The organism is Loktanella sp. DJP18 (assembly GCF_049310965.1).
Classification (GTDB): Bacteria; Pseudomonadota; Alphaproteobacteria; order Rhodobacterales; family Rhodobacteraceae; genus Loktanella.
Genome location: NZ_JBMERN010000121.1, coordinates 1 through 11514, shown reverse-complemented (window position 1 = coordinate 11514; position 11514 = coordinate 1). Strand labels below are relative to the sequence as shown.

The following is an 11514-nucleotide window of genomic DNA, read 5'->3' as shown; positions in this document are numbered from 1 at the left end:
GATCTGACAAGGGGCGGGCCGTTGCGGCAGCCCGCACCCATGTCTGAAATCAGTCGGCCTGATCGAAGATGGTCGACATCATGTTCTTTCTCTCAAGGCGACGTCGGATCGCAAAACCAAGGATGGGCACCGCGAGTACAATGAGGCGCTGAGTGACGAGGAGACCGTGTTGGAACAGCATGTATTCGACCATCATCCAACAACGAGCGCGCGTTGCCGGTCGGTGCGTCTAGGTCTTTCAACATGGTATAATCAAGGTGCCGAACATCGATGAACACCAGGTCAGGGATAAGCACGCCAAGATCGGAGAGTTGGCGGTGGCCAACTCTTACCGGGTCGGGGTGTGATCGGCCCGCGCAGGTCAGAACGAATTCTGGTCCGTCAAGAAACAGGCCTTGTCGCTTCAGACCGCGATCAGATGGTTGTCCCAAGCCCGATCGAAGGTGGCGAAGGGGCTGAAAGCATCAGCCGTCAACGCCATCACGCCGCCCAGACCGTCCGTCGTCACGAAGCCGTCCGGCCCGGCCCCCACGCCGCAGACGTCCGGACGTTGGGGCATGGCAAGGAAACGACCCTCGTGGTCGAATACGGCCACGACGCCGCCGGTGGGCGAGGTGAACGCAACCCTCCTCTGATCGCCATCGAAGGACACGCTGCCGGCATATCCTTTCAGTCGTGGTGCAATTGCCTCGGGGACTGCGCACAGGACCGGTTCCTGCCCCAGGCGGTGCAATCCCAGCAGCGGGGGGTTCGTCGTCTCTGCCCCCTCCCATTGCATCGCAAAGGCAACGGTGCCATCGGCATGCGTCGCAAGGTGGCGGATAGAGTTGCGGGAGAGGTCAGGCGCTAGCGTGACCTGATCGAGCAACGCGCCAGCGGTGGACAGGTAGCTGAGGTTCGGGCGCATCGACCCGAGGTTGAGCTTCGTCCTTTCATCGTCGCGGGCCACGATGATGCCGCCGTTCGCCACGACCAGCGTCCCATCGCGCAGCCGCGTCAGCTCGTGCGGACCGATCCCACCAGAGGTGAATTGACCGATCCGGCGGTAACCGTCTGCACGGCACCACTGTCCGATCCAGCCTTCGCCCGTTGCGTCGTCGACCTCGGCGGTGAACAGTGTTTCGCCGTCATTCGAAAATGTGCCGTGACCGCTGAAGTGATGACCAGCAGGTGCGGTCAGACGCTGCGTGACCTGACCGCGGGCGCAGTCGATCACCAGCGCAAAGGTGCCGGGCCTGCGGGCAAAGGTCACGGCCTCTGGCCGGAACGGATGGCCGGCACCCGCATGTCCGCGAGCGGGCAGGGGAATGCGAAAGGTCTCTTGTCCCCGGTCGGTCAGACCGAACAGGGCAAAGCCGCCGTCCGGTTCCCGCGCCGCGGCGAGGAAAGCGGGACCACCGGCATCCGCCCAGGTCAATGTGGGCAGCGTGGCCGTCGCAAGGAGCGTGGCAAGAAATCCGCGGCGTGTGGTCAAGTCAGTCTCCATCCGTTGCGTTGAAGCCGGCCGACACACCCAGCGACGGGCCGATTTCCGCAAGGGCCGCGTCGCGGGCCGTGTGGACGGCCTGTTGCAAGATCTCGACCTTCAGGCGGCCGGTCGGGTCCGACACGCCGGAAAAGGACGGATCGTCAAGGTTTTCGGCCAGTGTGATGGCACGCAACATGGCAGCGACGGTTTGCGGCGCGCCGTCGTCGGTCAAGGTGCGGGCAAGGTCCGAGAGTGCGGTCAGCGACAGGATCACGTTGCGCGCGCTGCGCTCTGACCGCCAGGCCTCTGCACGGGTCGGGCGGGGCCGCTCGAAGGTGCCGAGCGGACGACCCAGCCTTTGATCCGCCGTGAATTCCAGCCCCGTCAGCAAGGCCGTGAACAGCGCCTGCCGGGCTTCACGGTCGTTGAGGTAGGTCGCGTTTTCGGCCGCACCCGCCGTCCGCAGGGTCGTGGCATAGTCGCCCTGCCAAGCGGAATCGACCTGATCCGCGACAGTCGCAAGATCCGCTGCCAGCGACTGAATCAGGCCGCAGCCATAGGTGCCGGGATCGGCAAACTGCGGGTCGTAAAGAAGGTATTCCAGCGCAAACAACCCGCGCGCGGCGACAGAGATCTGCGTGGTGCCTTCTGCCGTTGCGATGATCGGGTCCGCGTCTGCGAACAGGCTGGCCAAGGCCTTGGGCGTCGCCCCGCGCGTGTCCGGCCAGAAGGCGATGATGACGGCGCGTCCGTCCTGTTCCACCGGGCCGAACCGCAGGTGACTGACCCCCAACCATGCATCGAAGGCCGCCTGCCACGCCGGGCGCAGGACATCGGGGGCGCAAGTGGACGCGGCGGCATCGTCCAGCGCCATCGTGGCATCGGCAAAGGCCGCGTAACCGGGCAGGATGTGGTCGTCGATGGTGGCGTCGATGTCTGCCATGACCGAGGTCGCGGCAAAGGCGAGCGTGAGCGTTAGGACGTGTTTCACAGGGACTCCAGATATCGCAAAAGGGCAGCGCGGTCTGCGGGTGGCAGGTTCGCCACGGCATCGCGCTGGCCCTGCGCCTCGCCGCCATGCCACAGCACCGCCTCCAGCAGGGACCGCGCCCGTCCATCGTGCAGGAAATAGGTGTGGCCCGATACGGCCTCGGTCAGGCCGATACCCCACAGCGGCGGCGTGCGCCACTCCTGTCCTGTCGCACGTCCTTCGGGGCGGCCATCCGCAAGCCCCGGACCCATGTCGTGCAGCAGCAAGTCGGTATAGGGCCAGATCAGCTGAAAGCTCTGCTCTGGCTGGTCGTCCAGCCTGTCGGTGACGTGTTTCGGCGTATGGCACGCGGTGCAGCCGGTGTCGTAAAAGACGGTCTTGCCGCGCAGCACTTCGGGATCGTCCACATCCCTGCGCGCCGGCACGGCAAGATTGCGGGCATAGAAGGTCACGAGGTCCAGCCCCTCTGTTCCGATCTCTGTCCGCTCAGGCGTGCCTTTGCTGCCGTCGGGGGCCGTGCGGCATGTCGTCTGGACCTTTGTGCAGTCACCCCAGGGCGCGTCGAAGAGGGGCGAGGAAATGCCCATGTCGCCCGCAAAGGCGCTGGCGGACTGTTCTTTGATCGTGGGCGCACCGGCCTTCAGACCGAAGCGACCCAGCATGGGGCGGGCGTGTTCGAACGACCAGACGATCTGCGCGCGCCCGGAAACGCCGTCGCCGTTTGCGTCTTCGGGGTCTGCCCGTGCCAGGATGTCGGCTGCCGGAATGGCTTCCAGCAAGCCCAGACCGATCATCTGCGGGGCCACGCGCGGGCTCAGCATCGCGCCATCCGCCAACGGTCCATAGCCAAGATCGGCGGCGGTGTAGGTCGGCTTGCGCAGGGTCGCGTTATCACCGCCCGCCAACGGGACCGCGATCTCTTCATAGGTGATGCCAAGTCGGTATTCGGCGTCGTGACCCTGCACCGCAAAGTCCTGCAATTGGCCGCCGTAAATCGGATCGGGCGCCGTCCGCAGCGGCGTGTCGCCAAGGCTCAGCAGGAATGCGTCAAGTGCGTCGATGTCGGCCGGGCCGACCGCAGGGACGGAAATGCGCAGGAACATCGAGACGGCGTCATCGTCCGGCCCCTCGGGTGGATGGCCGCGCCCGTCCTTCAGGTGACAGCTTTGGCAACCCCGCGAATTGTAAAGCGGTCCCAGCCCGTCGGACACCTGCGTGGATGACGGCGACGACACCCACAACTTGCGGAACAGCCCGTTGCCGACCTTGAAATCGAGTTCCCGCGCAAAAGAGATGTTGGCTGACGCCTGAGAGAACGCATCGGCATTCTCTCTCGCGCGCACCGTTGCGGCACCGCCGCCGTTCGCCTCGAACGGTTCGGGTGCCGCGAAATCGGTCGTAGGCGCGGTCACGGCCGCAACGCGCGCGGCCTCTGTCGCCGTGCGCGGCGTGACGTCCAGATGCGCCTGCGTCAGATCGGCCATTGTCTGAGTCTGCGCGGTCCCGGCCAGACCGGCCAGGACAAGCGCGAGAGCGCAAAGATCATAGCCTTCCGCCCGCGCGGCACCACGCCTTGCAATCCGAATATGGTGGCCGGCGATCACCACGTTTTCCTATTGAAACACCGCATTGGGGTTGTCGAGGCTGTCGGACCCTTCGACCGCGATCCCGGACAGGTCAAGGGCGGTCACAGCCCGTTCGATCGACCGGGTCTGCGTGACCAGCGCATCGACGGCCGCCATAATCAGTGCCTCGCCCTCTGCGTTGTCCCGCGCCAGCATCTGGTCATAGGCCATGCCGTCATCGGCTGCAGCGCGGATCGCATCGAGTGCCGCGACCGAGGCCGCGAGTTCGGTACGCAGTTGCGCGTCGGTATCCGGGGCAGACGCCGCGACCAGATCGGACAGTGACGGGCCGCTGATCGAGCTGCCGTCCAGCCGAACATAGCTGCCAAGATAGACGTTCTGGATGCCAAGGCCATCGTAGTAGTGGCTTTGGTGCGTGTTGTCCGAGAAGCAGTCATGTTCTTCTTCCGGGTCGTTCATCATCACGCCCAGCTTCATCCTCTCGCCCGCCAGTTCGCCATAAGACAGCGAGCCCATGCCGGTCAGCATCGCAGAGAGGCCGGCCGCTTCGTCGTCGAGCAGGGCACCGCGCGCGGCACCGTCGTCGGCCCAGGCGCCCGCCATTTCCGCAAGGTCGTCGACCAGCAGGCCCGTCACCGCCCGCAGGTAATCCGCCCGGCGGTCGCAGTTGTCATTCGTGCAGGCGTCACCCACCGCAAAGTCCGTCCACGGCCTGTCGCCTGCACCGGCGTCGGTGCCGTTCAGGTCCTGACCCCACAGCAGGAATTCGATTGCATGATAGCCTGTCGCGACATTCGCCTCGACGCCATCGGCTTCCTGAAGGGTGTCCTGCAAAAGCGCCGGTGTAATCTCGGATGCGTCGATCTGCTGACCCGACAGGGTGAATGCCGGACTGGCGATGACATTCAGCGCGGCAAAGGCGTTTTCGTCGGTCGCCCCTCCGTAGGTGCCGTCGACGTAGTCGATCAGCCCTTCGTCAAGCGGCCAGGCATTCACGCGGCCTTCCCAATCGTCGACGATGGGATTGCCGAAACGAAAGGCCTCGGTCTGCATGTAGGGGACGCGGGCCGCGCGCCAGGCCGTTCTTGCGGCGGTCAGCCCCTCGGGCGACGGCGCTTGGATGAAGGCGTTCACCGCGTCCTGCAAGGATTGTGCGGCGGTCAGGCTGTCGGCATAGGCGGCGGCGGCGATATCGGCATAGGTCTCCAGCACCTCGGTCCGTTCGACTGCATGGGCAGGCAGCGCGGTCAGTGCTGTCGTGAAGAGGGCCGCCGTGAAAGTGGATCGCATGGGTCGAGGTCCTTCAGTGTGTATAGGGTGTTGGTGTGGTTGCATGGGTCGGGGCCTGTCTGCGGCCGGGACCGCGCGCAAGGCGCAGGAACGTCTGTCCCAGCCGGTCGGCCAGTCGCGTTGCTGCCCAGGCGGCATCGCCCGACATCAGGATGCTGGCGAACAGCATCGCGTCTTCCGTGCTTCCGCTGGCCGCCGCCGCGATCATGTGGGCAAATGCGCTTTCGTCGCCGCCAAAGCATCTGCAGCCCAGGCCGTGTCGCATGATGGGACGCCGGGCAGACCCTAGCAGGATCGTCATCAGGTCGTGAAAGTCGGCTGCCGCGACCGCACCCTCGGCATGGCCCATGACCAGCCGAAAGTCCTTGGCGATGATCCCGCGGTCGTCACCACCCTCGCACCAGGCGCGCAGATAGACGATGGCCGCCAGTTCGACGGGGGGTAGCTCCTGCAATGCACCGACCGGGGCCGCCCCGCGTGTCTGCGAAGGGGCCTTCGCGTCCAAATCGAATTGCATCGTCATGCGCGCTGATCCGGTGCTGCGTTCCGGGTGCCGGTCTGACCGGACTGCAGAAGGCAAGATATTCGGGCAATCGTGGCAGTCACGGTGTCACCTCCTGATACGGTCTCGCAGAGACTCTGGCGGATTAATCTGGCCCGCTCGATATTACCTTACAAAAAAAGTCGGATACGTCAACCGGCATAGTTGATAAAATAACTCAGTCATCTGTTGCAGCTTTACGACTAACCCCGGAACGACCGCACATCGCGCCAAGTCCGTGCAGATGTGGAAAATGACCGATCCTGCGGTGACATATGCCGACACCCTGCGTTGGTTCCCGAAATGTGCCTGCGTCTTGATCGATCGGACTGACAGATTGCGAAGTCTGGCATGACGGTTCCGTGATCGCCGTCACCTCGCACGACTTGATCTCACGGAACCGGACCAACGATGTATCCTGACGACTTCTTTGACCTAAGCGCCTATCACGTCGCATTGACGGTGATCGGGTTGATCATGATCACCGCACGATGGTTGCCGCGGCTTGTGTCACGCAATGAGCCGGTGTCTGCGCCTTTGATGATCCTGTTTGGTGCAGCGGCCACGTTGCTGATACCCGCGATGCCGCCTTTGCCCGACCCGCGCGAGGCGGCCCGCCCCTGGGAGATCGTGAGCGAACTTTGCGTCATCATCGCGCTGTTCGGCACGGGAATGCGGATCGACAGTCTGCGACCCTGGCGGAAATGGGGACCGACCGGGCGCCTGCTGGGGATCGCGATGCCGTTGACGATCGCCGCCGTGGCATTGCTGGGCTACACCGTCGAAGGGCTGACCGTCGCGGGGGCCATCCTGCTGGGTGCGGTGCTGGCACCGACCGATCCGGTGCTGGCGGTGGATGTTCAGGTCGGGCCGCCGCACGAAGGGCAGGAACACCCTGTCCGGTTCACCCTGACGACCGAGGCCGGTCTGAACGACGGCCTCGCCTTTCCGTTCGTTTATCTGGGACTGATCGTGGCGGCCGAGGGTTTGAATCCGGGTGCATGGTTGGTGGATTGGCTTGTCTGGGATGTGGTCTACCGCATCACCGTCGGGGTCGCGGTGGGGTGGGCCGGCGGTCGCGCATTGGGCCTCGCGTTCTTTTCCCTGCCCAGTGGCGCACCTCTGGCCGACACCAGTTCCGGGGTGTTGGCCCTTGCCGGCGTCCTTTTGTGTTATGGGTCGACCGAACTGATCGAAGGCTATGGATTCATCGCTGTCGCAGTCATGGGCCTGACCCTGCGACGGGTGGAGGAAAGCCATCATTTCCATCGTCGCCTGCACGATTTCACGGAATCCATCGAGGACGCATTGACCGCCCTGCTGTTGATCGCGTTGGGGTCAATCCTGCCGATGGTATTTGCCGACCTGACGTGGAATCAGGTCTGGGTCGCGTTGATCCTGATCCTGATCGTGCGCCCGGTCGCCGGGTGGCTGAGCCTGCTTGGCACCGACTTGCCTTACCGCGACCGCGCGGCCGTGTCGGTCTATGGCGTGCGCGGCATCGGCTCGATCTACTATCTGTGCTATGCGGTGACCCACATGGAGTTCGTGAACGAAAGTCAGCTTTGGTCGCTGGTCGGACTGGTGATCCTGCTGTCGACGATGCTGCACGGCTTCAGCGTCACATGGGCCATGCGCAAGATCGAGGACTGACGGTTGGCGACGGCAACAGTCCTTTGCGCGCCGGTCCGGCGAGACGTCGTGCGACGCCGGCGTTCGTCCCAGCCGGAGAAGGCGAAGTCGTCGGGCCTAGGGCACGAACGGCGGCGTCACGCCCTTTTTGGCGCATTTGGCCAGATAGGCTGCGGTCCAGTGCCGGTATTTCCCCAATGCCGCCTGCTGGTGCCGCAGCATCGTGATGAAGGCGACCTGAAACGCGGGCTTGTTCAGGGACTTGAACATCTTTTCTGCGGCTTGGTCATGGAACAGCCGATGCAATGCCCCTCTCGCCGGAACTTGCAGACATCGATGCAGGGGCTGGGCAGTTTTGACATTTTGGATACGGTATTTTCGGGGAAGCCATGTGGATCGTGCGTCACACGCCGTCCGGTTGGATATAATCGGACAGACGCGTCGATCAATGCGCGACGACAGGGCTACGCAGCTGTGATGCGGCCCCGGCCATGGCAAATGCGGATCTTTGGCTTCCGGCTGGCGGAAAAGGCATCCGGACGCAAGAACCCGGTGAAAACCCGGGTGGCTCTTTTGACCGTCGATCCGCCGGATTTTTGATGCACCCTGAACGGCCTTGCCGAACAGGGTCGTCAGGCGTGGCAGCAGATAGATGATCGCAAGGCCCAACGCCATCAGCGCATAGGTCAGAGAGGTCACACCGGAACCCGCAAGGTTCAGTTCCGGCAATTGCGCCATGAAGATCAGGATCGCCAGCGCGTTCAGATAGCCGGTCGTCACGGATTTGGACACATAGCGCATGACCCGGCCAAGCTTCAACAGATCTGCTCCGATCTGGACCAGTCCTGCCAACACGGTGGCAGCCAGCAGTTGCTTCAGCGCGTGGTCCCGGACGAGCGTGATCATCAGCACGGCCTTTGCGGCCGTGGCCGCAGAGATCATGCCGGGTCTGCCGCCGACGATGGCGATCAGAACAACGATGGAAAAGGACGCATAAACGCCGGCCTTTGGATCGACCCCCGCGATGATCGACAAGGCGATGGCGCGGACGGCTTTCATGTCTTACCGCCGGGGTCGTGCTGCTGATCCTCGTGGTTGGATTGGGCAACCTGCTGGGGCCGATTCTCATGCCCGCGGTCGCGCAGAAGCTGGGGGCAGGCGTCGACGGGGATGCATGTCCTCGGTCGGCTTCTATTGGCCGCGACGTCGGATTTGTCTGGCGCTTTGCATCTGGGGGCCCGGTCTGCGCTGCTGGTCGAGTTGTCGTCATTGGATGAACAGCGTGACAGGGTGGCGCAGGCCAGAGGTCACGCGATCCTCGAGGATGCCAAAGCGATCATGGGACAGGACGGTGTCCCCAGTGTGAAGCTGCATCTGCGCAAGGGTGATCTGCTGGACGCCGTGCAGGCCGTTGAGGCAGACATCCGTGCCATCACCATCGGCAAGCGCGGTGAAGGTCATGGCTTCGCCTCAGGCCATCCGGGATCGACCCTCGAACGGATCATTCGGGCGTCAACGGTGCCGGTCTTTGTCGCGTCACGCGCCAACAAGCCGATCAGCAAGGTGCTGGTTGCCTACGATGGCAGCACCAGCGTCAAGGTCGCGATCGACCGCATGGCGACAGCGCGGTCTTTGCAGACCTCGACCTGACGGTACTGTGCATCGGTCAGGATGCGGCCAAGGCCAAGGCTACCGCCGATGCGGCCACCGCAAGGTTGCAGGATGCGGGCCTGCACGCGACATCCCCTACCGCCACCGGTGATCCTGTTGAGGTTCTCAAAGATGTCGTCTCTGCAAAAGGGTTCGACCTGCTGGTCATGGGCCCCTACGGCCACAGTATCCGCAACCTCATCATCGGGTCCATCACGACGGCCGTGATTCAGACCGTCAGGATTCCGGTGTTGCTGTATCGCTGATTATTCGGTCGCGTAAGCGGTCGCAGGAATCCGCAGGCACACTGTCGGCGGCAAGCGCCGCACGTCTGCATACCTGCGAATATGGACGTCTGATCTGCAAGTGCCGATCACTTTTCGCGATCCGTCACAAAACCCTTAGAAAGCGCAGTTAGGCCCAGTCCCAACGAAATGGTCATTGGAGAATCTGCCATGAAAGATGTCGACACCCGCCACCTGAGCTGGGACGAATGGGATGAACTGCGTCGTCCGGCCCCTGAAACTACCGATTTTGACCGCGTTGTCGCGGCGGCCATGTCGCGTCGCGGTTTCATGACCGGCGTTCTGGCGCTCGGCTCTGCCGCCACCGCGTTGAACCTGATGGGATCGACGTCGGCGCGGGCGCAGGCGGCGTCGCGCTTTGCCTTTACGCCTATCGACATTCAGACCGATTTCACCGTCCACGTGCCCGAAGGCTACGACTGGGGCGTTCTGGTCAGCTGGGGAGATCCGCTGTTTTCCGACGCGGCCCCCTGGGACCCGACGAATGGCGGCGATGCAGCCACTGCTGACCGCGTCTTCGGTGAAAACACCGACGGGATGGAGCTGTTCGAGATCGATGGCAAGCAGGTCATCGCCGTCAACCATGAGTATGTGAACGAGGACATCAACCTGCCCGCCGCGCCTGGCGAATCGGCCAGCATCATCGACAGTGCCGAAGACGCGATGAAGCTGATGAACCTTCAGGGCGTGACCGTGATGGAAGTGGCAGACACCGGGACCGGCTGGTCCGTGGTTGTCGACAGCCCCTTCAATCGCCGCATCACCCACATGACGCCGATGACCCTGACCGGTCCCGCCGCCGGTCATGCACTGTTGCAGACCACGGCCGATCCTGCGGGCACGACCGTCCTTGGCACGCTGAACAACTGCGGTGCCGGCAAGACGCTGTGGGGCACTTATCTGACCTGCGAGGAAAACTTCAACGGCTACTTCGGTGCCACGGATGCCGAAATGACGATGCCTGAAGGTTTCGACCGCTACGGCATTGGTGCCGAAAGCCGCTATGCCTACGAGAAGTTCGACCCCCGCTTCGACATCACGGCAGATCCGAACGAAGCCAATCGCTTTGGCTATATCGTCGAGATCGACCCCACCGATCCCGCAAGCACGCCGATGAAGCGCACGGCACTGGGGCGGTTCAAGCATGAGAACGCGGCGATGGCGCTGGCCGCCGACAACCGCGTCGTGGTCTACCTCGGCGACGACGAACGTGGTGAGTTCCTTTATCGTTATGTCTCGAACGGCACCTACACCGAAGGCGGCGACACCTCGACGCTGCTGGATGACGGCACGCTTTACGTGGCCAAGTTCGAGGCCGACGGCACGGGCCAGTGGCTTGCGCTGACGCCCGAGACGACAGGCATGGAAGACCTTGCGATGGTCAGTATCCATACCCGTCAGGCGGCCTCTGCCGTGGGTGCCACGACGATGGACCGTCCGGAATGGGTCGCCGTTTCGACCACCCTGCCCGAAGCCTACTGTTGCCTGACCAACAATTCCAATCGGGCTGCGGATGCTGTGAATGCGGGCGGTGACGCTATGATCGCCGAGGACGGCACGCCCAACCCGCGCGCCGCGAACGAGTATGGCCAGATCGTACGCTGGCGGCCCTCGGACACCGACCACGGTGCCGATACCTTCGACTGGGACCTGTATGTGATGGCTGGCAATCCCGACCTGCACGACGACGCCTACGCTGGATCGGTCAACATCACCCCCGGTAACATGTTCAACTCGCCCGACGGCATGGTGGTTGATTCCACCGGCATGATCTGGATCCAGACGGACGGTGACGACAGCAACGAAGGCGAATTCGTCGGCATGGGTAACAACCAGATGCTCGTCGGTGACCCGGAGTCCGGCGAGATCGCCCGCTTCATGACCGGCCCGAACGGGTCGGAAGTGACGGGTCTGACCTGGTCGGCAGACAAGACCACGGCGTTTGTCGGCATCCAGCATCCCGGCGGCGACTTTCCCAATGCCAGCCCTGTACCACGTTCCAGCGTGATCTGGGTCCGCCGACAGGACGGTGCAGCGATCGGCTGAGCCAA

9 protein-coding genes, 2 pseudogenes and 1 other annotated feature are annotated in these 11514 nt (G+C 63.5%); of the genes and pseudogenes, 4 read left to right on the top strand and 7 right to left on the bottom strand.

The window, feature by feature from the left end; genetic code table 11:
• Positions 1-403 precede the first annotated feature (403 nt).
• The 5 genes from ACOI1H_RS20815 to ACOI1H_RS20795 all read right to left on the bottom strand — a co-directional run bounded on the left by ACOI1H_RS20815 (position 404) and on the right by ACOI1H_RS20795 (position 5858).
• Positions 404-1474, bottom strand: a complete 1071-nt coding sequence (locus ACOI1H_RS20815; protein WP_422439867.1) for a DUF1513 domain-containing protein — start codon at positions 1472-1474, stop codon at positions 404-406.
• A 1-nt stretch (position 1475) separates the two neighbouring features.
• A complete protein-coding gene (locus tag ACOI1H_RS20810; RefSeq protein WP_422439865.1) occupies positions 1476-2459 on the bottom strand; it encodes an imelysin family protein in 984 nt (327 codons plus the stop codon).
• A complete protein-coding gene (locus ACOI1H_RS20805; protein WP_422439870.1) occupies positions 2456-3943 on the bottom strand; it encodes a di-heme oxidoredictase family protein in 1488 nt (495 codons plus the stop codon). Before ACOI1H_RS20805 ends, ACOI1H_RS20810 begins: the two co-directional genes overlap by 4 nt.
• 129 nt (positions 3944-4072) lie before the next feature.
• A complete protein-coding gene (locus ACOI1H_RS20800) occupies positions 4073-5335 on the bottom strand; it encodes an imelysin family protein (protein WP_422439863.1) in 1263 nt (420 codons plus the stop codon).
• 13 nt (positions 5336-5348) lie between these two features.
• Positions 5349-5858 (bottom strand): hypothetical protein, encoded by a 510-nt coding sequence (locus ACOI1H_RS20795; protein WP_422439861.1) that lies wholly within the window; start codon positions 5856-5858, stop codon positions 5349-5351.
• Positions 5859-6287: 429 nt separating this feature from the next.
• Here ACOI1H_RS20795 and ACOI1H_RS20790 point away from each other — a divergent pair, with 429 nt between their 5' ends.
• Entirely contained in the window at positions 6288-7529 is a 1242-nt protein-coding gene (locus ACOI1H_RS20790) for a cation:proton antiporter (protein WP_422439860.1), read from the top strand.
• A gap of 96 nt (positions 7530-7625) precedes the next feature.
• On the opposite strand, the pseudogene ACOI1H_RS20785 reads toward ACOI1H_RS20790, so the two are convergent.
• A pseudogene (locus ACOI1H_RS20785) lies at positions 7626-7870 on the bottom strand (DUF1289 domain-containing protein).
• 180 nt (positions 7871-8050) lie between these two features.
• Positions 8051-8106 (top strand) — a sequence feature (sul1 is cis-regulatory element that is thought to sense ions involved in sulfur or methionine metabolism; They are found in Alphaproteobacteria).
• Positions 8107-8138: 32 nt separating this feature from the next.
• A pseudogene (locus tag ACOI1H_RS20780) lies at positions 8139-8552 on the bottom strand (SulP family inorganic anion transporter); the annotation flags it as partial.
• Positions 8553-8678: 126 nt separating this feature from the next.
• On the opposite strand from ACOI1H_RS20780, the gene ACOI1H_RS20775 reads away from it, so the two are divergent.
• The 3 genes from ACOI1H_RS20775 to ACOI1H_RS20765 all read left to right on the top strand — a co-directional run bounded on the left by ACOI1H_RS20775 (position 8679) and on the right by ACOI1H_RS20765 (position 11509).
• Complete coding sequence (locus tag ACOI1H_RS20775) at positions 8679-9158, top strand: hypothetical protein (protein ID WP_422439858.1); 480 nt, start codon at positions 8679-8681, stop codon at positions 9156-9158.
• A complete protein-coding gene (locus ACOI1H_RS20770; protein WP_422439869.1) occupies positions 9155-9424 on the top strand; it encodes a universal stress protein in 270 nt (89 codons plus the stop codon). Before ACOI1H_RS20775 ends, ACOI1H_RS20770 begins: the two co-directional genes overlap by 4 nt.
• A gap of 189 nt (positions 9425-9613) precedes the next feature.
• Positions 9614-11509 carry a PhoX family protein gene (locus ACOI1H_RS20765; protein WP_422439857.1) on the top strand — a complete coding sequence of 632 codons (1896 nt, stop codon included), beginning with the start codon at positions 9614-9616 and terminating at the stop codon, positions 11507-11509.
• Positions 11510-11514: the final 5 nt, after the last annotated feature.

Coding starts and splice junctions, on each gene's coding strand:
- ACOI1H_RS20805 (WP_422439870.1), bottom strand. CDS start 3,943: ATGGCCGATCTGACGCAGGCGCATCTGGACGTCACGCCGCGCACGGCG.
- ACOI1H_RS20800 (WP_422439863.1), bottom strand. CDS start 5,335: ATGCGATCCACTTTCACGGCGGCCCTCTTCACGACAGCACTGACCGCG.
- ACOI1H_RS20795 (WP_422439861.1), bottom strand. CDS start 5,858: ATGACGATGCAATTCGATTTGGACGCGAAGGCCCCTTCGCAGACACGC.
- ACOI1H_RS20790 (WP_422439860.1), top strand. CDS start 6,288: ATGTATCCTGACGACTTCTTTGACCTAAGCGCCTATCACGTCGCATTG.
- ACOI1H_RS20775 (WP_422439858.1), top strand. CDS start 8,679: ATGCATGTCCTCGGTCGGCTTCTATTGGCCGCGACGTCGGATTTGTCT.
- ACOI1H_RS20765 (WP_422439857.1), top strand. CDS start 9,614: ATGAAAGATGTCGACACCCGCCACCTGAGCTGGGACGAATGGGATGAA.